This is a genomic window from Patiriisocius sp. 208BN25-11, from assembly GCF_058147145.1.
On sequence record NZ_JBYVJY010000001.1, the window covers coordinates 586,533 to 613,379 of the forward strand.

General features: G+C 35.8%; 26 protein-coding genes. 9 read left to right on the top strand and 17 right to left on the bottom strand.

The genetic code is table 11. The annotated features are described in order from the left end of the window. Window positions 1–3 precede the first annotated feature (3 nt). Genes darB through flxA form a run of 8 tightly spaced genes read right to left on the bottom strand, consistent with a single transcriptional unit; the run spans window position 4 to window position 7,890 of the window. Window positions 4–1,137 carry a dialkylresorcinol biosynthesis protein DarB gene (gene darB / locus ACY2RS_RS02705; protein ID WP_490097059.1) on the bottom strand — a complete coding sequence of 378 codons (1,134 nt, stop codon included), beginning with the start codon at window positions 1,135–1,137 and terminating at the stop codon, window positions 4–6. A gap of 5 nt (window positions 1,138–1,142) precedes the next feature. After that, on the bottom strand, window positions 1,143–2,063 hold the full coding sequence (locus tag ACY2RS_RS02710; protein ID WP_490097060.1) for a dialkylresorcinol condensing enzyme DarA: 921 nt from the start codon (window positions 2,061–2,063) through the stop codon (window positions 1,143–1,145). Further along, window positions 2,060–2,947: a lysophospholipid acyltransferase family protein gene (locus tag ACY2RS_RS02715; RefSeq protein WP_490097061.1), complete on the bottom strand. Its 888-nt coding sequence runs from the start codon at window positions 2,945–2,947 to the stop codon at window positions 2,060–2,062. The genes ACY2RS_RS02710 and ACY2RS_RS02715 overlap by 4 nt, the downstream gene beginning before the upstream one ends. 14 nt (window positions 2,948–2,961) lie before the next feature. Further along, window positions 2,962–3,204: an acyl carrier protein gene (locus ACY2RS_RS02720; protein ID WP_490097062.1), complete on the bottom strand. Its 243-nt coding sequence runs from the start codon at window positions 3,202–3,204 to the stop codon at window positions 2,962–2,964. A gap of 9 nt (window positions 3,205–3,213) precedes the next feature. Next, window positions 3,214–4,434, bottom strand: a complete 1,221-nt coding sequence (locus ACY2RS_RS02725) for a beta-ketoacyl-[acyl-carrier-protein] synthase family protein (RefSeq protein ID WP_490097063.1) — start codon at window positions 4,432–4,434, stop codon at window positions 3,214–3,216. Between the two features lie 2 nt (window positions 4,435–4,436). Further along, entirely contained in the window at window positions 4,437–5,168 is a 732-nt protein-coding gene (gene flxB / locus ACY2RS_RS02730; protein ID WP_490097094.1) for a flexirubin biosynthesis SDR family reductase FlxB, read from the bottom strand. Window positions 5,169–5,202: 34 nt separating this feature from the next. Further along, window positions 5,203–6,342: a WG repeat-containing protein gene (locus ACY2RS_RS02735; RefSeq protein WP_490097064.1), complete on the bottom strand. Its 1,140-nt coding sequence runs from the start codon at window positions 6,340–6,342 to the stop codon at window positions 5,203–5,205. Window positions 6,343–6,363: 21 nt separating this feature from the next. Then, the gene (flxA, locus tag ACY2RS_RS02740) at window positions 6,364–7,890 is read right to left on the bottom strand and encodes a flexirubin biosynthesis tyrosine ammonia-lyase FlxA (protein WP_490097065.1); all 1,527 of its coding nucleotides are present in this window, start codon (window positions 7,888–7,890) and stop codon (window positions 6,364–6,366) included. 103 nt (window positions 7,891–7,993) lie between these two features. Here flxA and ACY2RS_RS02745 point away from each other — a divergent pair, with 103 nt between their 5' ends. Then, window positions 7,994–9,250 (top strand): NAD(P)/FAD-dependent oxidoreductase, encoded by a 1,257-nt coding sequence (locus tag ACY2RS_RS02745; protein ID WP_490097066.1) that lies wholly within the window; start codon window positions 7,994–7,996, stop codon window positions 9,248–9,250. Window positions 9,251–9,318: 68 nt separating this feature from the next. On the opposite strand, the gene ACY2RS_RS02750 is transcribed toward ACY2RS_RS02745, so the two are convergent. The 6 genes from ACY2RS_RS02750 to ACY2RS_RS02775 form a co-directional block, all read right to left on the bottom strand. Then, window positions 9,319–9,594 carry a hypothetical protein gene (locus tag ACY2RS_RS02750; RefSeq protein ID WP_490097067.1) on the bottom strand — a complete coding sequence of 92 codons (276 nt, stop codon included), beginning with the start codon at window positions 9,592–9,594 and terminating at the stop codon, window positions 9,319–9,321. Window positions 9,595–9,600: 6 nt separating this feature from the next. Continuing rightward, on the bottom strand, window positions 9,601–9,921 hold the full coding sequence (locus tag ACY2RS_RS02755) for a hypothetical protein (protein ID WP_490097068.1): 321 nt from the start codon (window positions 9,919–9,921) through the stop codon (window positions 9,601–9,603). Window positions 9,922–9,986: 65 nt separating this feature from the next. After that, a complete protein-coding gene (locus tag ACY2RS_RS02760; RefSeq protein ID WP_490097069.1) occupies window positions 9,987–11,534 on the bottom strand; it encodes an SGNH/GDSL hydrolase family protein in 1,548 nt (515 codons plus the stop codon). A 21-nt stretch (window positions 11,535–11,555) separates the two neighbouring features. Beyond that, window positions 11,556–12,803 carry an OmpP1/FadL family transporter gene (locus ACY2RS_RS02765; protein ID WP_490097070.1) on the bottom strand — a complete coding sequence of 416 codons (1,248 nt, stop codon included), beginning with the start codon at window positions 12,801–12,803 and terminating at the stop codon, window positions 11,556–11,558. A 115-nt stretch (window positions 12,804–12,918) separates the two neighbouring features. Next, complete coding sequence (locus ACY2RS_RS02770) at window positions 12,919–13,680, bottom strand: alpha/beta fold hydrolase (protein WP_490097071.1); 762 nt, start codon at window positions 13,678–13,680, stop codon at window positions 12,919–12,921. Between the two features lies 1 nt (window position 13,681). Then, window positions 13,682–14,395, bottom strand: a complete 714-nt coding sequence (locus ACY2RS_RS02775) for a pyridoxine 5'-phosphate synthase (protein WP_490097072.1) — start codon at window positions 14,393–14,395, stop codon at window positions 13,682–13,684. 83 nt (window positions 14,396–14,478) lie between these two features. On the opposite strand from ACY2RS_RS02775, the gene ACY2RS_RS02780 reads away from it, so the two are divergent. The 8 genes from ACY2RS_RS02780 (at window position 14,479) to murI (ending at window position 22,518) form a co-directional block, all read left to right on the top strand. Next, on the top strand, window positions 14,479–15,135 hold the full coding sequence (locus ACY2RS_RS02780; RefSeq protein ID WP_490097073.1) for a CBS domain-containing protein: 657 nt from the start codon (window positions 14,479–14,481) through the stop codon (window positions 15,133–15,135). Between the two features lie 2 nt (window positions 15,136–15,137). After that, entirely contained in the window at window positions 15,138–16,022 is an 885-nt protein-coding gene (locus tag ACY2RS_RS02785) for an NAD kinase (RefSeq protein WP_490097074.1), read from the top strand. A 100-nt stretch (window positions 16,023–16,122) separates the two neighbouring features. Beyond that, window positions 16,123–16,815 carry a type IX secretion system protein PorG gene (gene porG / locus ACY2RS_RS02790; protein WP_490097075.1) on the top strand — a complete coding sequence of 231 codons (693 nt, stop codon included), beginning with the start codon at window positions 16,123–16,125 and terminating at the stop codon, window positions 16,813–16,815. Between the two features lie 4 nt (window positions 16,816–16,819). Then, window positions 16,820–17,560 (top strand): undecaprenyl pyrophosphate synthase, encoded by a 741-nt coding sequence (gene uppS, locus ACY2RS_RS02795; protein ID WP_490097095.1) that lies wholly within the window; start codon window positions 16,820–16,822, stop codon window positions 17,558–17,560. Next, window positions 17,535–20,147 carry a BamA/OMP85 family outer membrane protein gene (locus ACY2RS_RS02800; protein WP_490097076.1) on the top strand — a complete coding sequence of 871 codons (2,613 nt, stop codon included), beginning with the start codon at window positions 17,535–17,537 and terminating at the stop codon, window positions 20,145–20,147. The genes uppS and ACY2RS_RS02800 overlap by 26 nt, the downstream gene beginning before the upstream one ends. 35 nt (window positions 20,148–20,182) lie before the next feature. Further along, window positions 20,183–21,073 (top strand): OmpH/Skp family outer membrane protein, encoded by an 891-nt coding sequence (locus ACY2RS_RS02805; RefSeq protein WP_490097077.1) that lies wholly within the window; start codon window positions 20,183–20,185, stop codon window positions 21,071–21,073. Window positions 21,074–21,122: 49 nt separating this feature from the next. Then, a complete protein-coding gene (locus ACY2RS_RS02810) occupies window positions 21,123–21,632 on the top strand; it encodes an OmpH/Skp family outer membrane protein (RefSeq protein ID WP_490097078.1) in 510 nt (169 codons plus the stop codon). 94 nt (window positions 21,633–21,726) lie between these two features. Further along, window positions 21,727–22,518, top strand: a complete 792-nt coding sequence (murI, locus tag ACY2RS_RS02815) for a glutamate racemase (protein WP_490097079.1) — start codon at window positions 21,727–21,729, stop codon at window positions 22,516–22,518. A 12-nt stretch (window positions 22,519–22,530) separates the two neighbouring features. Here the strand turns inward: murI and ACY2RS_RS02820 are convergent, their stop codons facing one another. The 3 genes from ACY2RS_RS02820 to ACY2RS_RS02830 all read right to left on the bottom strand — a co-directional run bounded on the left by ACY2RS_RS02820 (window position 22,531) and on the right by ACY2RS_RS02830 (window position 26,735). Further along, window positions 22,531–23,262: a LytR/AlgR family response regulator transcription factor gene (locus ACY2RS_RS02820; RefSeq protein WP_490097080.1), complete on the bottom strand. Its 732-nt coding sequence runs from the start codon at window positions 23,260–23,262 to the stop codon at window positions 22,531–22,533. Between the two features lie 5 nt (window positions 23,263–23,267). Further along, window positions 23,268–25,406 (bottom strand): histidine kinase, encoded by a 2,139-nt coding sequence (locus ACY2RS_RS02825; protein ID WP_490097081.1) that lies wholly within the window; start codon window positions 25,404–25,406, stop codon window positions 23,268–23,270. Window positions 25,407–25,712: 306 nt separating this feature from the next. Continuing rightward, window positions 25,713–26,735, bottom strand: a complete 1,023-nt coding sequence (locus ACY2RS_RS02830; RefSeq protein ID WP_490097082.1) for a PorP/SprF family type IX secretion system membrane protein — start codon at window positions 26,733–26,735, stop codon at window positions 25,713–25,715. Window positions 26,736–26,847 lie beyond the last annotated feature (112 nt).

A 26,847-nucleotide genomic window follows, 5' to 3' on the forward strand; every position in this document is an offset into this window, starting at 1 on the left:
GCATTAGCAAACAGTTAATAGTGCATTAAAGTAAGAGAAACGTGCACTCTCTGGTATAATGAGCCAAATTTTTTGACCCTTTTTAAGCTTTCCGCTGCTCATTAATTCTTCTAACATCAAATAAATAGAGACAGATCCAACGTTACCCACTTTATTGAGATTCATAAACCACTTATCCCATGAAATTTCGACGTCTCTACTTTTCATTTCATTATACAAACGCTCTTTAAAATAATAGGATGATATATGCGGTAAATAATAATCTATATCATCTACAGAAACATTGTGCTTTTTCATACTTCGCACCATACTCTCTACGCCTTTCACTAAGATATTATCTCCTAAGATTCTAGTATCTTGTTTTAGAGCAAAAACAGATTTTTGTGTCCATTCATCAAGAGGAATTTCATTCCAAGAGGTTAAGGTACCATCTTCATTCTTATCGGAACCAGAAAACATACAAGCATCTAACTCGTTTGCGAATGAATAACCATCCATCCATTCTATTTTTAAGTTCACATCACCAGTTGGAGTGTTCTCTAATAATGCAGCTCCAGCTCCATCGCTTAGCATCCAACGTAAAAAATCTTTGTTAAAAGCCAACATTGGGTTTTCTTCCAGTGTTTTTAAGTGCTCTACTTCATCTTCATAAATATCACCACGAAGCCATCCAGATACACGTTCGGAAGCACCACAAACTGCATTCTCAACATCTCCACTTTTCAGGGCCATAAAGCCATACTTCAATGCATTCATACCACTACAACATGCACCCGTTGGAGAATTAATCTCCATATTACTACCTTCTAACTCACCATGTACCATAGCTGCATGAGAAGGAAGTGTTTGGTCTGCACTACCGGTACCAAATGAGAGTAACTCAATATCTTTTGCAGTAAAATCTTTATCGAATAATTGCACTACAGCTTCTTTGGCTAATTGTGCGTTGGTGTGTGTAGGGTTTCCTTCTGCATCTAGAGCATAGAAACGTTGTTCGATTTTATTATTACGTAATACAATGCTTTTTGCTCTAGAAGCTTTGCCATTTATAATACCTAAACGTGACTCCATAGTCGCATTATCAACAGGGGTATTCGGCAAAAACTTACTTATCTTAGTAATGTAAACGTCTTTCATCAATCTTACTTTGTAGCTACAGAAGCGTAGTATTTCTTTTCTTGTTTAATTTTCCCATACAATGGGAGATAAGTAAGCAAAAATACAATAAAAACTATAGGAGCAATAACCCAAATTGCAAATATCATGTAATAATTAAAATAAGGCAGTAGCTTCTGTCTTTTAGGTGTATTAGGGCCTCCTCTTTTAATAAGCATGTTGGCCCATTTAGAGAATATTACATTCCCTCGTTTATCGGTAGCAACTAGATAAGGATTTACATGCACAGCATCCAATTCTAACAAAGAATCTTGCAGCTCATTGAAGTTGTTATCAAGTATAGAATTTTGAATTGGTTTTGCAAACCTAGCAGCATCTTTAATGTCGTTATCTGAAATACCAGGTTTTGGAAAAACACCCCATTTTCTATCTTTTTTACCCCCTAACAACCAATACTCGATAGTAATAACGCTAATATTATTAGGAGCCTTATCTACCAATGCAATATTCCCTACAAGATTTGCCTGACAGTCAAGCAATAGTTTTTTCATCTTCTCTTGCGCCATAATCCACATATTTCTAGCTCCAATAACCGTAACCACAGGGGTATTTGCTAGCAATTGCTTGGCTTCAGGAGATTTCAGAAAAGAAGTGACTGGAATAGAGGGAGTTAAAAACCAAACTTGATAACCTAAAATTACAAGGTCGTATTTCTTTGATAACACCTCTTGAGATACGGGTTGCAATTCGCATGGTATTTGCAAAAAAGACTCTGGAAATGTATCAAAGAAAGCGATCCTTCCCCAAGGAAACGGATAAGGAGCAACTGGTTTTATTTCATGGTAGGTTAGGTTTATTGTATCAGTATCCATGGGTGATACAATATTATCTACAATATCGTTTAACTGCCCTGTTTGCGAATAATGAACTACCAGTACTTCTTTCATTGTTTGTTATTAGTATTCCAAAAGTCGAAATAGTTAAACCATTGTTTAGGGTACATCCCTAAAATCCATTCTAGGCTTTGGGTGTATTGTTTTAACAACCCTTGCGCATCTCTATGCTTTACTTCAGCATCTCGCGCATATAAGTTATAGGCTTTCTTTTCACCTTTCATAACATACACAAATAATACAGGAACTTTCAATCTTGAAGCAAGCTGATAAGGCCCTGCAGGAAATCTTGCGGGAGCTCCAAATAATGCTTCTTCCATGTATTTGGTATTTTGCACATAACGGTCACCCGTAATGCATACAATTTCATTTCTTGCTAAAGCAGCATTAATTTCAAATACATGCGAAAAATCTTCTTTTAAAACAATAAAATTAGTTCTTGAATTGCGTGTATACTTCTCTAAATAATCCTGAATTTCCTGATGCTCACTATTCGAGACTAATAAACTCACGGTAACCTCAGAGTCTAATTCTGCAAAGAAGTATTCAGATATTTCAAAGTTACCTACATGTGCACTTATAAGTACAGCTCCTTTTCCTTTGTCGTAGGTGTTTTTAATATATTCACGTCCATCAAAATGGTACTCAAAAGAATTTTCTAGACCCGAGGATATAGCAACTTTATCAATAATAGTTTGTCCAAAAGTAAAGTAACTTTTATAGACATGTACTACACTCTTAAACCAAGAGTAGTGTAATCTTCTTCGGAAATAATAAAAAATTGATTTTGTGTTAGAAGGCGCAAAAATGCAATAGTAGAAAACAACAAAAAACAATAAGGAATATGCTGCTGTAACTCCAAATGTTTTAATTAGAAAAACAAATATGCGATAACCTAAAACCGACCCCTTAGATTTACCTTCCCAATCTGAACCCATATAAAAGTTCTTTTTTAACTTACTTTTTTCTCGATAAGATCATAGAAATCTTGCAATTTCACAACGCCTTGAAAATCTTCACCGACAAGTTTTACCCCAAAATTTGATTCAACAGCTACCACCAAATCAACAAAATCCAAGCTATCCAACTCAAGGGTTTCTTTTAAGTCGGCATCTGGGGCAATGTCCTCTTCTTCTACTTCAAACTCGTCTACAAGAAAGTAGTTGATTTTTTCAACAATTTCTTCTTTATTCATAACTTGGTATTAATCTATTTTTTTAATAACTAATGCTGAATTTGTTCCACCAAATCCAAAAGAATTTGACAAAAATACATCTATTTTTTTATCTACAGTTTCCTTTACAAGATTTAACTTTTTAGAATCTTCATCTGGTTCATTCAAATTAATGTTAGGTGCTACAAATGAATGCTGCATCATTAACATAGAATAGACCACTTCACTTGCTCCAGCCATCCAACATTCATGACCTGTCATAGACTTGGTTGAACTTACCAAGGGACCATTTTCTCCAAATACTTCAAAAATTGCTTTGGCCTCATTAGCATCACCTACAGGAGTTGATGTAGCATGAGCATTCACATAATCTACAACACTTGGGTCCATATTTGCCTGATTTAAGGCTTTTTTCATGGCAACAGAAGGTCCTTCCACATTAGGTGTAGAGATATGATCTCCATTTGATGAAAATCCGTACCCAACAATTTCACCTAAAATTGGGGCTCCTCGCTTTATGGCCGATTCGTAACTTTCAACAATGAGTGTCGCTGCACCACCGCTAGGTATTAAGCCATTTCTATCTTTATCGAAAGGTCTAGATGCTTTGGTTGGATCTGCCGCTTCGGTTGCAAAAACGCCTAAGCCATCAAAACTAGCAACTGCAAGCATATTCACTTCTTGTGCACCCCCACATATCACCATTTCTTGTAAACCACTTTTTATTAGGTGATACCCAACTCCAATAGAGTGAGATCCACTTGCACAAGCCGCACTTATGGAGAAGTTAACGCCTCTTAGTTTAAAGATCGTTGATAAATTCATGGTAACTGTAGAATTCATGGCTTTAAAAATAGAACCTGAACCTACCAATGTAGTATCCTTTTTTACACGCACAATATCTATGGATTCGATCACAGATTTTGCGGTACTATCATTTCCGAAGAGAATCCCTACTTCATTTGCATCTAAGTAGTCTTGATCAACGCCTGCATTTTTTAAAGCTTCTAACGTAGAAACATAGGCATACATTGCTTCTTGGCCCATGCTTACACGTTGTCTTCTAGTCAATAATTTTTTTAGATTAGGGTCCTCTACCTTTCCTGTATAACAAGATCTATAGCCAAATTCTTCCCTACTCTTATCGTATACAATTCCTGAGGTGCCATTATACAATGACTCCTTTACCTCTTCTACATTTTTCCCAATGCAAGAGTACACACCCATACCAGAAATTACAACTCTCCTCATAGTTATGAATAAATTCCTCCGTTAATATTGATGACTTCTCCTGTAATATACGAAGCTTTTTTTGAGACTAAAAATGAAACCGCATGCGCTACTTCTTCTGCTTCCCCAAACCTATTGGCAGGAATCATTCTCTTTAGTTCTTTTTCATCAAGATTTGCTGTCATATCACTTTTAATAAAACCCGGAGCAACAGCATTGACTGTAATTTTCCTTTTTGCAACTTCTTGTGCCAGAGCTTTCGTTGCAGCTATTACAGCGCCTTTGGCTGCAGAATAATTGGTTTGTCCAGGGTTTCCTTTTAATCCAGAAACAGATACCATATTCACGATACGTCCATATCGATTTACAAGCATTTTTTGGATTAAGTGGTTGGTTACATTAAAGAATCCATTAAGACTTGTGTTTATGACGCTATTCCAATCTTCGGGTTGCATCCACATAAACATGCCATCTTTGGTAATTCCTGCATTATTTACAATGACCTCAACAATTGCATTTTCATTTGCCTCGTGCCATGAATCAAGCGCCTGTTTCACACTCGCTGCATCCCCCACATTAAACTGCATAATGGTTCCTTCGGCACCTGCTTCGTTTACTTCTTTTAGCGTTTCTTCTGCAGCGGCTTTGTTGCTATTATAATTAATCAATATATGATAGTCACTATCTATGGCCAATTGCTTGCAAACAGCACGCCCTATTCCTCTAGAACCACCAGTAACTAATGCGAATTTCATTTTCTCTTTTTTATCTGCCATTTTTTAGTCCTACTTATTTAGAAAATACCTCAACATTTTGATACCATTTTCCTCCAAGTGGATTTCCTTTAGTATCGATAAATGCCCATTGTTTTTCTTTCTTAACACGTGCCAAGCCATTATTAAAGCCAACAACATTGTTTTTAAAGATAAATCCAAATTTTCCTCCAGCAGAAATACCGTACTCTGCAGGAATGATCATTTTACCTGTTTTATCGATAAAGCCCCAAAGCTTTTTCTCTTTAATTGGAGCAAGATTATTATCTCCGAAAACTTCGGCATCTCTAAACTGGAAAGGAATCTTCACCTCTCCTTGTTCATTGATATACCCCCACTTCTCTTCTTCTTCACTCATCACTGGAGCCAATCCATCATTAAAAGATTTTGCCTTGAGATACTTTGGTGGTACTACCCATGTTCCTTTTGAATCTACAAAACCAATTCTCTTTTCTTTTCTGGCATACGTAAGTTTTCCATTCGCTGGAAAATCCCAAACTTTATCTGCTCCAGAAATAATATTTAATTCTCCATTTTCTAAGATCCCAAAAGAGTCTCCTCTTCTAACTCGAACCCCTTGAGCTCTGTAGTTACCCATTTCATTATAGTCTACAGGAATAAATTCTTTTCCTGAAGTATCTATCATACCCCACTTGTCTTCAATCCTTACTCTAGCGTATCCATTTACAAAAGTTTTAATCTCATTGTAAAAAGGCTCTAAAACCACTTCTCCTTTTGTATTGATGAGTCCCACCTTTTTTTCTTTCGTATAAAATGCTACACCATATTCATTGAAATCGTAGTATTTCTCTGTCACTGGAGTTTGCAGTACATTTCCTTGCTTGTCAATATAATTCCAATGCTTATCTGCTAACACTAAAGCATAGCCAGCATTAAAAGGCTTTACTTTATCATACTCAGGCTCTATTACCCAAGCACCTGTTTTGTCTATAAATCCCCATTGCTTCCTTTTCATGGCCGGCGCTAGCCCATCTGAAAAAGATTTAGCTTTTGGAAATTGAGGGTTAATAACAAATGCGCCTGACTTGTCAATATATCCAAATTGATCATTATCTCTTACCAAGGCCAATTCTTGAGCAAAAATAGCTGTTGATACAAATAAAATAGCTAGTAAAGAACATAGTACTTTTTTCATAATAGAGTGTATTTAGGTTGTTTAACTTTCTTTATTAATGATAAAATCTTTCACAGCGTTAACATAGGGATACATTACTACATCTTCTTTAAATGCAGGAACAATAGCACGAATTTGATCGTACATCTCTTTTGTCTTAGAAGATACCTTGTCTTTAACACCTAAATATTCTATGGCTTGCACGATAGTGATGATATGAATTCCCATTACCTCAAAACCATTCTCGATAACCTTCTTAGTCATCAACGCCGCATTGGTTCCCATGCTTACAACATCTTGGTTATCGTTGTTATTAGGAATACTATGCACATACATTGGGTTTGATAAGGTTTGGTTTTCTGCGGTGGTAGACGTGGCCGTAAACTGCACACCCTGCATTCCAAAGTTCAATCCTAATTCACCTAAATTTACGAAAGGAGGCAAAATATCATTCAACTTTGAATTCAGTAAGTAATTTAACTGTCTTTCGGCTAGCATCGTCATTTTAGTCACCACAATTTTCAACTTATCCATTTCAAGAGACACATAGTCGCCATGAAAATTTCCGCCGTGATACACATGCTCCTTTTCTACATTTACGATTGGATTATCATTCGCAGAATTTACTTCTTCTATCATGATTTTCTCCACCATGTTAAGCGTATCGTATACCGGACCTAAAATTTGTGGTACACATCGTAAAGAGTAGTATTCTTGTACTTTCTCCTCAAAGACTTTTACTTCGTTATTCCCTTTGTATAAATGATGTTCTCTTTTCCTTGTAAGGGTACTATCACTTAGGTGTTCTCTCATTGCCTTAGCAATTGCTCTTTGTCCTATGTGTTTTTTGGTTTGATTAATCTCTTGTGACAAATGATCATCATAGGCTTCTACAATCTCATTAATTGCTGAAGAGCATTTAATCATCCAATCCAAAAGTCTTCTTGTATACATTGTATTTACAATCCCTATTCCAGTCATCACAGAAGTTCCATTCATTAAGCCAAGACCTTCTCTTAGTGCTACTTTGATGGGTTCTAATCCTTCTGCCTTGAAGACATCCTTTGTAGCCAAGCGCTCCCCTTTATAAAACACTTCTCCTTCTCCAATAAGTACTAATGCCAAGTGCGCTAGTTGCACTAAATCACCACTAGCACCTACGCCTCCATGCTCATATATTAATGGGACAATCTCTTTGTTGATGAGCTGTGTCATTAGTTTTATAACTGAAGGGTGTACCCCAGAGTTACCAAGAGCCAAGGTATTTAATCTAGCCAACATAGCCGCTCTTACATACTTTGGTGCAATTGGATTTCCTGTTCCTGAAGCATGACTTCGAATTAAATTGTATTGTAGCGCAATTCTTTCAGAATCTTTAATCTTGTATTGTGCCATGGGGCCAAAGCCCGTGTTTACACCATAAATAACTTTGTTTTCTGAAAATTTCAGAAGAAAATCAAAACTTTTTTGGACAGTGTTCAGTACATCTTCGTGAAGTTCGATTTTTTCATTATTAAAAATAACATCGTAAAATTCTCCTACTCCTAATTCTCCTTTTATTGTTAGCATGAAATCTAAAATTTCTTTTTTTAGTTAGTTCTTTTATTTTTCAAAAATTATATCGTTATTTTTGAAAGAACAAATTTAATCAAATTTAAATATAACAGAAACAATGAGGAGGGATGAAACTGTAGACGTATTAATCATTGGTGCTGGGCCTTCTGGGTCTGTGGCATCTTCGTATTTACATAACCAAGGACTAAATGTAAAAGTAATAGAAAAAAGCAAATTTCCAAGGTTTGTCGTAGGAGAAAGTTTACTTCCAAAATGCATGGAGCACTTTGAAGAAGTGGGGCTGTTAGATTGTTTGTTGGAACAAAATTTTGAGAAAAAATACGGTGCTCGTTTTATACGTGGAGAAGAAACCTGTGAATTTGATTTTGGTGTAAAACACACCGAAGGTTGGGACTGGACTTGGCAAGTACCCCGTGCAGATTTTGACAACACCCTTGCACAAGAACTTATCAAACGTGGTGTAGACATTACCTTCGAGCATGCTGTTGTAGATGTTTCTTTTAACGAAGATGGATCTTCTATCACCACCATTGAAGACAATCATGGAAACACATCTCAAGTACATGCAAAGTTCATTATTGACTCTAGTGGACATGGAAGGGTTTTACCAAGATTATTAGACCTTGATAAACCAGCGCAACGTCCAAAACATTCTTCAATATTTACGCATGTTGACGATTTAAAAAGACCTGAGGGCATAGAAGGAACTACGATCACATTTGATGTCGTTAGTACAGAAGTCTGGTTATGGGTCATCCCATTTTCTAATGGAAAATGTAGCTTAGGATATGTGGGTCCTTCAGAATTTATAGAAGAATTTGAAGGAGAAACCAATACCGAGAAGTTGCAAAACATGATGAAACTATCTGAATATTACAACGATAGATTTGAAGGTATTGACTATGATTTTGATCCTATTATGATTAAAAACGTATCAAAATCTGTAAAACAACTATATGGAAACGGATTTGCCTTAACTGGAAACAGTGCCGAATTCCTAGACCCTGTATTTTCTAGTGGTGTTACCTTTGCCACCGAATCTGGATTATTATCAGCCAAGCTTGCCACAAGGCAATTAGCGGGCGAAAAAGTAAATTGGGAGCAAGAATACTCTGAACATATTTTAAGTGGCGTAGACGTATTCTCTACCTACGTTAAAGAATGGTATACTGGAAATCTACAAAAGATTTTCTTCCACTACCAAGACAATGAAGATATTAAAAAACAAATTTGTGCTGTATTAGCAGGATATGTTTGGGACAAAACAAACCCTTTTGTAAAAAACCACAACAGACTTGTAAAAACAGTAGCTCATATTACTGATATGGAACGCGAAGCGAAAGCAACTGCTTAGTTTTTCTTCGGAAATTTTATACATCAAAAAGGTTTCCTAACGATTAGGAAGTCTTTTTTTTACTTTAACTACTTTGCCTTTCTTTTCAAAAACCAAGAAATGTTCATACTTAATCTAGCGTAAGCAGCAGCAATTCTCCATTCTCTTTTATAAGGAGCTACATCTGCCTCAATTCTTAGAGGAGATATTGATTCCCAAAAAATAGTATCTGGGTTTCCAACTTCATGCAACGTAAGCGCCACCTCAATTTTGGATGGCTTCGAAAATCCAACATTGTAGCCTGGATATGTCCAAAGTGTTTTTACATGAAGATTATAGCTAGCCTTCGGGTTATTTTCTTCCACATTAAGCTATCTTTTCTTTGGAAGCTTATCGTTAATATATTCTATAAAAGTAGGCTCATATACTGTATCCCTATCAGCAAACCAAGAACCTCTAAATTGTTCTGGGGTATCTTTGTATTCAGTTCGTTCACGAATCTCCATCTTGGCTTGCAAAAAAGCTTCTTCAGAATCGAAACCATGCACTTGCATATCTGTATAATCAAAGGTCACCGATAATTCCTTTTCACCTGCCAATACAGATATATCTCCACTTTTGGTTTTTACGCGTTGTGCTGTTATCGAAATTGTCAACAATAGCAAAAACACTAACACTAGTTTTCTCTTCATAGATTTTCATTAAAAAAGCCCAGATATAAGGATATCTGGGCTTGCAAATAAGGTTGAATATGCTTTTAATTTGGCATATTATTATGTAATGTAACTGTACCGTAGTTTCCAATATTTACTTTTGGAACGGTAGCATTGTACTTTCTGTTAATTACGTCAATAATTAGGTTTGCAGTAAACGCATAACCTCTTGGTGTTGGATGAACTCCATCTAGAGAGAAAGCACCACCAGTAACATAAGCAGAAGTAATTGTACCACCATCAAAACTAGCTCCAGTAGCTGCAACTTGTGCTAAGGCACCTCTTGCATCTACTAAACCAAGATCATTCTCTATCGCTAATGCTTGAATCGTTGCATTAAATGCTTGTGCAGCAGCACTAACACGCGCTTGCTCTGCAGCTGTCAACACAAACTGGTCTGCTAATGGAATCGAAACCCCAACAACACCTAATGGGTTAGATGGGTCTGGAACTGTTCCTAAAACACTAGATGCTGGTAAAACGATTAAATCGTTATCATTCGCCTGGCGTAATTGTCCTAGTAAATTTGCCAATTCTGCAGGTAAGTTAGCAGGAGGTCCTTGAAGCACTCCACTAACATCTGTTAAATCATCGTCCATTATTATTGGGTAGTTCAATCCTGCCACAAAGTTAATTACTCTGCTGTCTGCCTCTTCCTGAGTTAGTACTCCAAATTGAACTAAGCCTGGTAAAATTTGATTGTTATACTGAGCAAACTGAGCATTTACAGCACCAGCTGTTTGCGCATCTAATGGAATTGCTTGTAATGGTACCGTTGTAAAATATGGAATTGATGTTACATCTGGAAGATTTACTAAAACACCTTGAGCACCACCTGCAGTTAACGCTTCTACTTGAGCGCTATACGCATTTGCAAACACTAGAGGGTCTGTAATATCATTTCCAGCATAAGTACTAGGGTCAAAATTCCCTGATTGATCTACACCAGAACCACCAGAGGTAGCATATCCTAAGATATCATTATTTCCAATCCAAAGACTAAAAAATGTTGGCGCTAAAGAAGCAGCATCTTCAATCACAGTAGAAGAACCACTTGTTGCAAATCTTGCATAGTAAGGGTTTGCTAGTCCATCTAAAATACCGCCAGCATTACCATATCCAGGTGCTACTAAATGGTAACTTTTTGCTCCAGGAACCCCCATATTATTGAAAGGTCCTGTTGCGCTTGTAGAAACATCTGTTGTAGGAGTACCTTCTAGCACTGTAGGTGCTGGGTTCCCCATTTCGTCAAAAGATAATACCAATCTATTTCCAAATCCTGGAAGCGGTTGACCTCCTAATAACAATCCACCTAAATTATCACTCATTAATGGCTGCGTAAAATCACCTCCACCAACAAAATCAAATTGTTGTGCCATGATATTTGGGTACGAATTTTCTTGTCCTGTTATGTATAATGCTCCATCTGCATATCCAGCAGTTAGGGAGTTACCAACAGCAACATAGTTTGAGAAGTTTGCATCTCCTGCATCGTAAAACCCTTCATCATTCACAGAGTTTTCGAATTCTGGCTCACAACTTACCAATCCAATGGCAAGTGCACCAATCATAAATTTTATAGTATTTTTCATCTTATTGTAGCTTTTTAAAGATTATAGTTTGTACGTGATACCTAGACCAGGTACAAATGCACTTGATTTGTAAGTTCCTTCAAAAGGAGCTGCTTGTCCATTTTCAAAGTAGAAATCGTAAGAAGCATCAACCTCTTTGAAGTTTAGGTATAAGAAAGAAGCATCGATTTCAAAACGACTTCCAACATTAAATGTTAAACCAGCTGTATATCCGTTACTATCGTTACGAGGTGTCTCCGGCGCAAAATATCCAGCTTGTACTGGAGACTCATCAAAGTAGTATCCTGCTCTCAATGTAAATGCGTTTGTTGCCTTGTACTGTAAACCAAATCTATATGTAGAAGAGTTTTCGTAGTTACGTGCGTTTTGAGAATCTGGAATTTGATCATTTGCAAAATCAATATCTAAAGACTCGTACTCACTCCAAAACTGTCTGTTGTAGTCAAAAGCAAATAAGAATTTTCCTGTTTCATAAGAAATCCCTGTAGTCCACTCTGCAGGTAATGGTAATTCTGCATCAAATGTTGTATCTGAAAAAGGAACTGCTGGAGAATTTGGTACATTCTCAAATGTAGCATCACCATCTTCAGCACTTAAGATAATTTTAGAACGGTAGTTCATTCCAATGGTTACTCCTTTTACAGGTTTTAACATCCAACTTGCAGTCCAACCCCAGTTACTAATACCAGATTGATCTAACGTTACTTCAGATCTGTTTCCATTAAGATCAGATAAGGTTCTATTTAAGTTACGGTTAAAGTTTACAGATCCCGTAGCATAGATAGGTCCACCACCAATACTAAATACATCTGCTAATTTCAAAGAAATTGTTGGCTGAATAAAAATGGCTTGTAAATCAATATTGTTAACCAAGTGAGATCCTGCCCAATCATCTTCATACGTTACACCACTTCCATAAGGGGTGTATACTGCTAGACCAAGCGCTAACCAGTCTGTTGCTTGGTAAGAGATGTATGCGTAGAAAGGGGTTCCTACACCGCTATCTGTAACAGCACTCTCTCCAGTTGCGTTATTTTGGTATGCTACATCAGCAAACACACCATGTGCACCAACAGATACACTTAATTTATTTTCTAGGTACACTAATCCAGCTGGATTAAAAAATGCAAGTTCACTGCTGTTTACCACAGCAACACCTGTATGACCCATTGCCAAGGATTTATTTCCTTGAAGACTCACCCTATACCCACCGGCATAGGTTACTGCTGTTGCAAGAAATAGCACAGCGAGGAGTAACACTTTTTTCATAATAGTTTTACGTTAAGTTAAAATTAATTGTTGTTCAAAATAGGTTAAAATACGCATAACAACTTAATAGTTTAGGCTGTTGCTATGCATACATAATAAATTTGTATCTGCAATGTTATAAAAAATTCATTACAAATTGGTAAAATTGAGCAGGATTTTCTGCGTGCAACCAATGTCCAGCATTTAAAACAGTCTGTATTTTGCTTTTTGGAAACTGCTTGTAAATATTCATTTCATCTAATTGTGTGATATATCCTGAGCGTTCACCTCTTAAAAAAAGCGTTTCTTTTTCAAACATAGCCATACTGTCAAGTGCCTTTCCAACCTGTTCAATTTCTTTTGTTACCACAGGAAGGTTAACACGTAATGCTAAGACTCCTTTCTCAATCCAATACAAATTTTTAAGTAAAAAAAGTCGTGTCCCAGCATCTTTAATATACACCGATAAGGCTTCTTCTGCAGCAGTTCTTGATTTTAAAATTGAAAAATCTAATAGCGACAAGGCTTTTAAAATATCTTGATGATGTTGCGGATATGCCTTCGGACCAATATCTGCAACGATCAATTTGGATACTCGTTCGGGATGTTGTGTAGCAAACTCCATAGCTGTTTTTCCTCCCATAGAATGTCCTAACAAACGTATCTCTTCTAAATGATGATGCTCGCAGTATGCTAACAAATCAGCTGCCATAGCCTCATAGGTAAATACAGGGTCATGAAAACTTTTGCCATGATTGCGCTGATCTACAAGATGTACTTGATTGCCTTCCTGCGCAAATTTTTTACCCAAAGTCTTCCAATTATCGCTCATCCCCATGAAGCCATGAAGAATAACGAAGGGCTTCCCTTCCCCAAAAATCTGAGAATGTAACATCATACTATGCTAATTTTGATAAATATGCTTCAATAATTGGCTGCAAACCTTTGTAGATGGCTTCAGAAATAAGCGCATGCCCAATACTCACTTCGGCTAGATGCGGAATGTTTTGCGCGAAAAATTCGATGTTTTCTAGTGATAAATCATGTCCCGCATTGACTCCTAATCCTAGTTCATGTGCTTTGGTTGCACATGCAGCATACGGTTCAATGGCACTAACATTTCCGAAGGAATACTCCTTAGCAAAAGCCTCTGTATACAATTCTATTCTATCGGCTCCCGTAGCAACAGCTCCTTCAATGATGTGTAGCGATGGATCTGTAAAAATAGAGGTGCGAATACCATTTCTTTTAAATTCTGAAATTACCTCACTCAAAAAGGCTTTATGTTTCAAGGTATCCCAGCCAGCATTTGAAGTAATAGCGTCTACACTATCTGGCACCAAGGTTACCTGTGTGGGTTTAATTGCCAACACCATATCCACAAATTTTGGAATAGGATTCCCTTCAATATTGTACTCTGTTGTGACCACATCTTTTAAGTCGTAGGCATCTTGGTAGCGAATGTGACGCTCATCTGGTCGAGGATGAATGGTGACACCATGGGCACCAAACAACTGAACATCTTTTGCAACTTGCACCACATTGGGGTAATCTCCACCACGCGCATTGCGTAACGTGGCAATTTTATTAATATTTACACTTAATTTTGTCATCATGCTGTATTTGAAACAAAAATACAATGCTTAAGCGCAGTTTTGAAACTATATTTTAAGTATTTTGCATAAAAACTACTGCTGTGAAAACACACCAATACATTATTAATGACATTCTACCCTTTGAATTAAGCACAAAGGTAAGTGAGGTACAAAATACTTTTAACCAGCTTACCTATTCTCATATTCCAGTCACTAAAAATGGAGCATTTGTGGGTTCCATTTCAGAAAATGACATTCATTGTTACGAAGCCGATAAAAGTTTAGAAGACTATCAATATTCTCTTGAAGCTTTTCATGTAAACAAGCTTACCAACTGGCTTGATATTTTAGAGGCATTTGCATTGCATAGCAGCACTATTATGCCAGTACTTTCAGAACAACATGACTATTTAGGATATTACGAACTAAGCGATATCATGAATATCTTTAACGACACCCCATTTTTAGGTGAAGCTGGGGGTATTATTGTTGTTGAAAAAGGAATGACAGATTATTCGTTTTCAGAAATATGTCAAATTGTTGAAAGTAATGATGCAAAAATACTAGGCTTGTTTGTTTCAAAAATGCAAAACGACATGGCTCAGATTACCATAAAAATTGGTCATAATGGCATGAACGCTATTGTACAAACATTTAGGAGATACAGCTATAATGTTATTTCTAATCATGAAGAAGATCGCTTTGTTGAAGATTTAAAAAAACGATCTAATTATCTTGACAAATACCTAAACATGTAGTCATGAAGATAGGAATCTACGGTCAGTTTTACCACAAAAATTCTGAAACTCATATTCAGTCTATCCTCAATGCACTGCAGCAAAAAGAGGTAGAAATTTTAGTGGAAGAAAATTTCTTGTCACTCATGAAAGAACACCAATCTTTCCACACCGATTTGTCGAAGCTGGGTTCTTTCACAAAATTAGACAACAGTTATGATTTATTTTTTAGCATTGGTGGCGATGGCACAATTTTAAAATCCATCACCTTTGTTAGAGATTTAAACATTCCCATAGTAGGAGTAAACACAGGACGACTTGGCTTTTTAGCTACCATACAAAAAGAAGATGTTGCTGCAAGTATTTCTGAAATATTAGAGGGTGCCTATGACATCTCTGAACGATCTCTTTTGGCTATTGAAACAAGTCCATCTCATGATGAAATAACACCGTTGAATTTTGCTTTAAACGAAGTGGCCGTTAATAGAAAGAATACCACATCGATGATAAAAGTTGAAACTACTGTAAATGACAAGTACTTAACCTCTTATTGGTCTGATGGTTTAATTGTAGCAACCCCAACAGGTTCTACAGGATATTCCTTAAGTTGTGGAGGCCCCGTAATAGACCCTAGCAACGAAAGTATTGTCATTACACCTATTGCGCCGCACAATTTAAATGTAAGACCCTTAGTAATTCCAGACAACAGTGTGGTGACCCTTAAAGTTTCAGGAAGAGAAAACACACATCTTGTATCATTAGATTCAAGAATTCTCACCCTTGACAACGAAACAATTATTACCATTAAAAAAGCACCTTTCACGATTAAATTGGTGCAACTCACCAATGAAAGTTTTATAAAAACACTTCGTAAAAAATTATTGTGGGGAGAAGACAAACGAAATTAGGCAATAAATATCTTCAAAAAATGTTTATCACACTAGACTAATGGGATATCAATGAGGTAGTGCCAAGTTTATTGTTATATTTGCAAACTTTTTAAATTTTATGAGGTATTTAATAGCCGTATTTTTATTGGTATGTTGCTTACAAACAGCAACTTCACAAACATATGAATTAGGTGGTTATGTTGGTGGAGCCAATGTTATTGGAGATGTTGGAAGTACAACCTATCTCAATCCAAATTCAATTGCTGTAGGAGGTGTTTTTAAATGGAATAGAAGCGAGCGTCACTCCTTTCGTTTTTCAGCAATTGTGGCTGGCGTATCTGGAGAAGACACGGAGAGCAACGAAGAAAGAAGACAAGAAAGAGGTTATTCTTTTACGAATAACATCATAGAATTTTCTGCAGGGATGGAATATACCTTTTGGGAATTCAATTTAAACTCAGGAAGTCCAACTTCTGCTCCTTATTTGTATACAGGTATCACCTACTTTTTATACGATGCTACTTTTATCAATCCTTCAGGAAATAGCACTAGGTATGACAACGCAGGTTCATTTGCAATTCCTGCTGTTATTGGATATAAAGCAACCGTTAGTACAAATTTAATCGCTGCTCTAGAAATCGGAGCACGATATACATTTACAGATGATTTAGATGGAAGTAACCCTATTAAAGGGCTTTCAAACGATCAAGCTTTAAAATTTGGAAATCAAAATAATAATGATTGGTATGTCTTTACAGGCATCACTTTCTCATTTACTTTTGGCAGACAACCTTGTTACTGTAATTTTTAAAAAAATGGATCGTCTCTTAGAGCATATAGACAAAAACAGACTGCCAAATCACTTGGCTATTATCATGGATGGTAATGGTCGCTGGGCAAAAGCAAAAGGTATGTTTCGATCTATGGGGCATGAAAGTGGTACAAAAGCAGTTCGTGAAATTACAGAGGCATGTGCAGAAATAAACATCCCTTATTTAACATTATATGCTTTTTCTACCGAAAATTGGAACCGTCCAAAATTAGAAGTAGAATTATTAATGAAATTACTAGTTTCTTCCTTAAAAAAAGAAATCAAAACATTAAACAAAAACAATATAAAATTAAATGCTATTGGTAATCTAGAAGCGCTCCCTAAGAAGGCTCATAAAGAGCTTTTGGATGTTATAGACAAAACCAAAGACAACACAAGAATGACCTTAACACTCGCATTAAGTTATGGGTCTAGAGAAGAAATTACAAAAACCATTCAAGAGATTAGTCTTAAAGTTAAAAAAGGACTAATTTCGCCGTCAAATATTGACGAAAAACTGATAAACAATCATTTATACACACAAGACCTACCAGATGTAGACTTATTAATACGTACAAGTGGTGAACAACGCATAAGCAACTTTTTGTTGTGGCAAATAGCATATGCCGAATTATATTTTACCGATATCCTTTGGCCAGATTATACAAAAAACCATCTTTTTGAGGCAATATTAAATTATCAAAACAGAGAACGACGATTTGGAAAGACAAGTGAGCAATTATAAAGAACATTATTTTTTTAGCAATTTCAGAAAGATATTTAGCATTGTATGTATTACAATGCTTTCAGTTTTTACAGCAGAAGCACAACAAAAAGAGCTTGATGCTGGAATCAAGTATGAAATAAATGAAATTACGGTAAGTGGAGCACAAAGCTTTAATGAACAAACTGTAATTGCCTTTACGGGACTTAAAAAGGGAGAGCGTATTTTTATCCCGGGAGAGCGCCTTAGCGAAGTCACCAAAAAATTATGGGATCAAAACCTCTTTAGTGATATTGCTATTTATGTAACAAAAATAGAAGGAACTATTGCCGACCTTGAAATCTATATCGAAGAGCTTCCAAAACTAAATGAAGTTACGATAGAGGGGAAAGGAATGCGTAAAGGTGTCGTAAAAGAGATTTTAAAAGAAACAGAATTAAAACCTGGCCTTAAAATCACCAAAAACTTAATTACTACTACTAAAAATTTCATACAAAACAAGTTTGCTGAAAAAGGGTTTTACAATACAGATGTCATCATTAGCACCGTACCAAAATTAGATTCTACGGGTACAGAGATTGCAAAAGACATGAATATTCTTGTAAATAAGAATAAAAGAGTAAAGGTTTCTCCTTTAGAATTTGAAGGAAATGAAAACATAAAAGACGGAAAGCTTAGGCGTTCCATGAAAAACACGAAAAGAAGAAATCCTATTCGTCTCTGGAAAATGTCAAAATTTACAGATGCGGGGTATGAAGAAGATAAAGTTTCTCTCATCCAAACCTATAAAGAGAACGGTTATAGAGACGCCAGAATTGTTCGTGACAGTGTATTCGACAAAAACGAACGCAATGTTGGTATTCATATAGATATTGATGAGGGTAAAAAATACTATTTCGGAGATATACGTTTTCTAGGAAACAGTGTTTACACAGACAGTCAATTGCGTCAAACCTTAGGTATTAAAAAAGGAGAAGTATACAATGGTACACTGATGGCCAAGCGCATAGAAGACAACACAGATCCAGAAGCATTTGACCTGACCAACTTGTATCAAAACAACGGGTACTTATTTTCCACCATCAACGCTGTAGAGGTTGCAGTTCGCCAAGACACTATAGATTATGAAATTAGAATTAGAGAAGGGAAGCAAGCGTATTTTGATCATATTACCGTGGTTGGAAACGACAAAACAAATGATCATGTAATCTATAGAGAACTTCGTACAAGACCGGGTCAGAAATACAGTAAAAGAGATGTTGTTAGAACCATAAGAGAATTGAGTAATTTAGGATTCTTCGATCCTGAGCAAATTTCTCCAAACTTTAAAAACGTAGATCCAAATAACGGTACCCTAGACATGGAGTACTCTGTGGTAGAAAAAGGCTCTAGCCAAATAGAACTCCAAGGAGGATATGGAGGTGGAGGTTTTGTTGGTACCCTAGGGCTCTCATTTAACAACTTCTCACTACGTAACATTTTAAATTTTGATGCATACAAGCCACTCCCTATGGGTGATGGTCAAAAATTATCATTAAGAGCACAAGCTAGTACAAATTTCCAAACATATAGTTTATCACTTACAGAACCATGGTTAGGAGGTAAAAGACCCGTTCAACTTAGTGCTTCTTTTTCTCACACAGTTCAGTATCGTTTTGACTTTCAAAATAGAGAAGTAAATAGAGACCAACGTTTCTTAATTACAGGAGGATCTCTAGGACTTGCCAAAAGATTAACGTGGCCAGATGACAACTTTACATTCTCAAATGCTATTAGTTACCAGCATTTTAATCTAAAAAATTATCAATCACCACTTTTTACATTCGGTAATGGTTTTTCTAATAACTTAGCCTACACTATTGGACTTAGTAGAAATAATGTGGGTAATAACCCTATTTATCCTAAATTTGGTGCAGAATTTAAAATTTCAGCAAAAGTAACCTTACCTTATTCATTATTCAATGGTGTAGACTATGATGCATTAGCAATTGAACGCGATGAAACAGTTGGGCTTTTACTTGAGGATCAATCAAACGTAGATCTTCAAAATAGAATTTCCGAGATTGACCAAGAACGTTTTAAATGGCTAGAATACTATAAAATTAAATTTGATGGTACTTGGTACAATAAAATATTTGGAGATTTAGTATTGCGTTCTAAAACAGAGTTTGGATTTTTAGGAGCATACAATAATAGTAGAGGAGAAGTACCATTTGAACGATTTTTCGTGGGTGGAGATGGTTTAGGAGCATTTAGTTTGGACGGAAGAGATGTTGTGCAATTGCGTGGATATCCAAATCAATCATTATCTCCTCAAGATGGAAATACCATTTACAATAAATTTTCGTTAGAAATGAGACATCCTATTACATTGAAACAATTAGCCTCCATATATGTATTGGCTTTTGTAGAGGGAGGAAACTCTTATGACGGGTTTAGAGATTACAATCCTTTTAATCTAAAAAGGTCTGCTGGCGCAGGATTGCGTATATTTATGCCGGCATTTGGATTATTAGGTATCGATTTTGGGTATGGATTTGATCCAACAAATATTGGGACCGAGCGTAATGGCTGGGAAACCCACTTTATAATAGGACAACAATTTTAATTTGGCACGATATTTTCTTAACATCAACCATCACTATGAAAACTAAACAAATTCTTTTAGTAGCGATTGCATTTTTTTGCATATCATTTTCAGCACAAGCACAAAGAGGTGTTCGTATTGGATACATTGACATGGAGTACATTCTTGAAAATGTACCAGAATATAAAGAAGCATCTACGCAGCTAGATGGAAAAGTACAACGCTGGAAAGCAGACATTGAAAAAAAGAATAAAGAAATTGAGTTAATGAAACTTAATCTCACAAATGAGAGAGTACTATTAACAAAAGAACTTATTGAAGAGCGCGAAGAAGAAATTAAAATCAAGGAAGATGAAATGATCAAATACCAACAAGATCGTTTTGGCCCTGGTGGAGATTTAGTGATTCAAAGAAGACAATTAGTACAACCTATACAAGACCAAGTATTCAACATCGTGCAAGAGGTAGCAGAAGGAAAAAAATACGACTTCATCTTTGACAAATCAGCAGATGTAGTGATGTTATTTGCTGCCAAAAGAAACGACATAAGCGATATTGTTTTAAGAAGCATTAACAGAGTTGAGAAAAGAAAAGAGGCAAAAAGCAGAAGAGAGCGAAGAGAAATAGAAAAAAGAGATGATCTTTCTCTAGAAGAAGACAAAGAAGTTACCGAAAGAGAAGCTGAAAATGAAGCCAAAAAAACAGCACGTGAGCAAATCATGAATGAGCGTAAAAGAGAACGTGATTCTGTGAGAGCTGCAAAAAAAGCTGCTTACGAAGCTAAAAGAGCTAGACTGTTGGCAGAACGTCAAAGAAGAAGAGATTCTATCCAAGCAGTCAGAAATGGATTGCCTTGGCCTCCAGAAGGAAATGACGAAGGAGGAACACCTCAAGGCGGAGGTGTAGCGCTTCCAACTGGTGATGACGATGGCGACAACGGAAATTAAAAAAGTATAGTAAACCCGAAATTTTATATAACACTTAATTACAATTACAATGAAAACAATGAAGAATTTAATGATAGCTATCGTATTATTTGTAGGAGCTACAAGTTTTATGAATGCACAATCAAAAACTGCACATATTGATACTCAAGCTCTTGTTGAAGCAATGCCAGAAATGAAAGCAGCTCAAAGCCAGTTAGAGAAATTGCAAAAAACGTATGACACTGCAATTAAAGATATGGCTAAAGAATTTGAAGCCAAAGTAAAGCAATACGGAGCTGAAGAAAGCACAAAAACTCAAGAAGAGAATGCAAAACGTGTAGAAGAAGTTCAAGGTATGGAGCGTAACATTGCTGCATACAGACAACAGGCATTACAAGACTTACAGAAAAAAGAAGTAGACGTATTTCAGCCAATCTTAGAAAAGGCACGTACTGCTATTCAAAAAGTTGCAAGAGCAAAAGGATACCAATATGTTTTAGACTCTGCTACAGGTAACGGAGTGATCTTAGCTGATGGATTTGACCTTATCAACGACGTGAAAAAAGAATTAGGAATTTAATCCTAAGTACACATTCATATCTCTACTGCCCGCTACATAGCGGGCAGTTTTGGTTTTATACATCTTACAACAAAATTGTTTGTACTTTTATACCATGAATACCACAGCACCCATAGGCATCTTTGATTCTGGCGTTGGAGGCACTTCGATTTGGAAAGAAATTCACAAATTAATGCCTCACGAAAACACTATTTATTTAGCAGATAGTGCCAATGCTCCCTATGGTAATAAATCTAAGGAAGAGATTCTAAACCTATGCATCAAAAATACTGAACACCTTATTGCATTGGGCTGCAAAATTATTGTTGTGGCTTGTAATACTGCTACAACCAACGCTATTTCATACTTAAGAAATCATTATGACATTTCGTTTATAGGCATTGAACCTGCCATAAAACCTGCAGCACTTCAGTCTAAAACAAACAGTATTGGAATATTAGCAACTAGAGGAACTTTAAGTAGTGATTTGTTTCACGAAACCTCCAGGTCTTTAGATCAAGATATTTCAATTACTGAAATTGTAGGAGAAGGGTTGGTACCACGTATAGAAAAAGGGGATATTAATACTCCTGAGACTATAGCACTACTAAAAAAATACATGGAGCCCATGCTTGCTGCGAATATAGATTATCTGGTTCTTGGATGCAGTCATTACCCATATGTACAAAAAGCACTTCAAGAGCTCCTTCCCGACCATATAACCATAATTGATAGCGGAGAGGCTGTAGCAAAGCAAACACAGCACATATTGGCTTCTAAATCACTTTTAAATGAGGCGACAGAGGCTCCAAGTCTTCAGTTCTTCTCAAACACAAATACAGATACGCTATATTTTCTGTTAGAAGATTACCTAGCAGCTATTAAAATTTCAGAAAACAACTTTTAAAGTACTAACATTTCAGCTAAAAAAAGAAAGCAACTCTTTTTTACGAGAAGGGCTTACCATGATTTCTTTGTTGTTATTTAAAACAACACTCCCTCCTTTTCCTTTCTTGTATTCGGTGATAGCGTTTACGTTTACCAAATAGGATTTGTGTACTCTTGCAAAGCCATTTCCGGACAAAATATCTTCAAAATATTTTAAGGTTTTACTAACCAATTTTTTAGTGCTTTTCGTATAAATATGGGTATAATTATCGTCGGCCTGACAGTACAAAATATCTTGAATTTCTAATACTTCGAAGCCCTGAGCAACGGGAATGGTTATTTTACCTTGAACCTGATACACCTGAGGTTTTAAAATAGCATCTTGTAACTGATGCTCTTTTTCTTTTATTTCGTGCACATAATCTACAGCCTCTATTAATTTATCTATAGAGATAGGTTTTAGCAAATAGTAGGAAGCATGGGCATTAAGCGCATCGATGGCGTATTGGTTATATGCAGTAACAAATACCGTTTCAAACTGTCTATCGCCCACTTGATCTAATAAATCAAAGGCATTACCATAAGGCATTTCAACATCTAAAAAAACGAGATCTAATTTGTGATTGCGTATGAGTACCAATGCTTCTTCAATGTTTTCGGCCTCACCGACAATGGTTACTTTTGGGCAATACTTAGCCACATAATTTCGTAATATTTCACGACTTGTTTCTTCATCCTCAACTATGATAGCTTGTAAATTCATGGTGTTTAATCTTTTTTAATTAGCAAGGTAACTCTTGTCCCTGAAGTATCTGGTTGCGCATCATTAATGAGTACATCTACCTTGTCTTTATACATTTCATTTAAAATAGAAATTCGCTTTTTGATATTTCCCATCCCTTTCGATTTCTGTTTTTTTTGATTTTCAGTTTTCATCGCAGCAGATTTTGCTCTACCAATTCCATCATCTTCGATACAAATTTTTATGGTTTCGTGATCAATTTTTTGAAAGGTAATTGCCAAATGTCCTTTTTCTTTTTTATAGCGTAAGCCGTGCCATACTGCATTTTCAACATAGGGCTGCAATAGCATGGGTGGAATCACAAAATCGGTTAGTTCAATACTCGGATCAACATCAATTGTGTATTCAAACTTATCTTTAAAGCGGAAATGCTCTAACTTGGTATATATTTCTAACAATTCGACTTCCTTGGCCAACGAAATAAAATCTTGTTCGCTATTTTCTAGTACAGAACGCATTAATTGAGAAAATTCACTTAGATATTTATTTGCGGCACGCTCATCATTACTAGCAATAAAGCTATTTACAGAGTTAAGCGCATTAAAAATAAAGTGAGGATTCATTTGTGTGCGCAATGATTTTAACGCCAATACATTATTGGCAAATTTTTGTTGTTTTATATTTTTAAACTGAGTGTATGCTGTAAATAATAGTAAGAGTGCAATACAAATTAAAGAACCAATGATCCATTTTTGGGTTCGATTATTCTTCTCAATAAGTTCTTGATTTTCGAAGGCCAATTTATACCTGCTAGCATTTAACTCTCGTTCATTTTCTAAGCCGGCAATCCTGTTTTGCTTTTCAGCAATTTGACGTGCAAATCGAGCCGCCTGTGAGATTTCTTGTTCTTTTTTAATATATAGCTCATCTACCACTTCTACGTATCGCTCATAGCCTTCTGCAGCTTTATCAAATTCTCCAATATCTCTAAACACCTCAGACAACTTTCGACGCGCATCTTTTTCTACATTAAGATCCTCTTTCCTATCGGCTTCTGCAATACTTTTTTCTAAATAAGGTATGGCTTCTTCGTATTTTTCTTGTCCTATAAAAGCATTTGCAATTTTATAATTTTGTCGTTGAGGAGTTAAAGGAGATGCCACATCATCCTCCATACCCGAATTATTTTCTATAATTTCTAGATCATCTAACGTTTCTTCACGCAATTGAATTTCTTTTTCATAATCCCCACTCCTATTGTAATAATCTGCAACTGTATTTTTAGCTTCTGCAGCACGTTTCGGGCTTTCATTTTTAGATAACTCTAGGGTATTACCATAATAATCTTCTGCTTCTGAAATATTACCAGCTCTAGCATATGCATCTGCAATTTTCTCATTTAGGTTTGTAACCTTATTCGTCATACGCTCTTTACTTGCAATTTCTAGTGCAGCTTGATAACTTAAAACACTATTAGAAATATCTCTCGTGGCCTTATAGGCATCTCCCAATCCTTCATACAGAAGCACCTTTTGAATGGGTGACTGTGAGACATCCTTTAAACTCAAGTATAATGTAAGAGCCTCTTGGTAATTTTTGTTTTTTACAAATGCATCAGCCAATTTAAGTTGTTTTGAAATACTAGATTGATTTGCAATACTTCGCTTGTAATTATCAACTGCTAAATCGTAAATACTCCAAAACAGATAGGTATCACCTAGGGTTTCAAATGCCATACTTTTTTGAAGTAATGTAGGTCCTTTTTCTGCATTAGACTCTAGGGCTTTCGTTACGTAATCAATCGTTTTCTTGGCGTCTTTTGTAACAAACTGTTTCGCAGAATCCAGATACGTAATAAAATTATCATGAGACCGAAACTCTCTTAATCCAGAAATAGCCGCTCCATCAAGATGGGTCACTTTTATAGTTACAAATTCTCGTGTATCCACATCATAATATACTGTAGAAAAAGCATCACTTTTTACAACCAATTCATCACCCAAAACCGCATTAATTGCAAATCTCCCGTCTCGAGCAGTGGTTGTATAATCTCCCTTACTAATTTCTATATTAACATTAGGAATTGGTGTTTTGGATTTTTCATCAATCACAACTCCTTTTAAAACAAAAGAATTTGACGACGTTTTACGTATTTGAGAAGTCACGATTTCTTGACCCAGAAAAAACAAACACAGAAAAAATATATAATTACCTAGTTTCATTATTCACTTAAAAGAGTAAACATACACACTTTAAAACAAGATAAAAAATACCTTTTCCTTTGCAAACACCTATTTAACTAGAAAAAAAGATGCTTTACGAACTCAACTATAGTATTCACTCAATGAAACGACATGTTACGTCATTGCAATTAAAATATGAATTAAGTTTAGCGTCTCAATTCATATACTGTTAAAATACTATAAAAAGGTACCCAACAAAAAAGCCTTCAAAATTTTGAAGGCTTTTTATTAGTTAATCGCTGGACAATTACAATCATAAGGTTCTTGTCTATTTCCTAGGAAATCGTATCCCAATGTAATTTGATGAAATCCACCTCCATTATTAAATTTCACATCTCCAAGTTGGAAACTATAGGTATAAGCGAATAAAAAGTTTTTATAATTAGCACCAAACACTGGTGTAAGTAACTGTTGTTTTTGCGCATCAATCACTCCTCCATCTAAGAACTCTGCTCCATCAAAACTTCTCCTATATGACAAAGCTGCCCATAGCTTACCAAAATCCATGGTTCTAAACGCTTTGAAATTAACGTCTAAGGCTTGCTCACCCGTTGCTTCAGAAAATTGAAATAATATAGAAGGCTCGTAGGCCCAATCTGTGCCATAGCTACCAATAGCATACCCAGCAGAAATTAAATACCTTCGTTGATTATTTGATTCATTTCTTGGATCATAGATATCTCTGTTCTGAAATATTAAATTCTTCACAGTAAAGTGAGAAGAAAAATTCAAGAAATTATAAGACATACTAGCATCAATATTAAAATAAGAAGCAGATTGTGTATCTCCAGTAATTCTTGGATCAAAACTATCTTCTACAGGATAAGAAAGTAAAAAAGTACTCTCATCCAATCTAGACTGAGAAAGACCTGCACTCAAACCAAAAGATAATTGATTTAAATCTGCATTTGTTCTTGAAAACATTAAATGATACGCATAGGTTAAATATCCTCCAGATTGTGAATGAAATCCATTTCTATCATTATATACAATAGCTCCAAGACCAGACTTTTCTCCTAGTCTAGCATTAAAACTTAATGTTTGCAAATTTGGAGCTTCTTCTTGTCCAAACCATTGCTGACGCGCTGTTAATCTCACTTGATTGTGAGACGCTGCTCCAGCCATAGAAGGATGTATTAAATATAAATTATCACTTAAGTAATCCTGATAAATAGGAATACCATCTTGTGAAAATGAAAATTGGGTTACTAGCAATACTAGTAATACAAAGTAGGTTTTTTTAAGCTTCATAATGTTTTATCGTCTTATTTCTTATCTCTTTAGGGTAAAATGTCCTTTTAGCTCTTTGCGCACTTCTTGTTCAGTGTATTCTACCCTAAACCAGTAATCACTTGATGGTAAG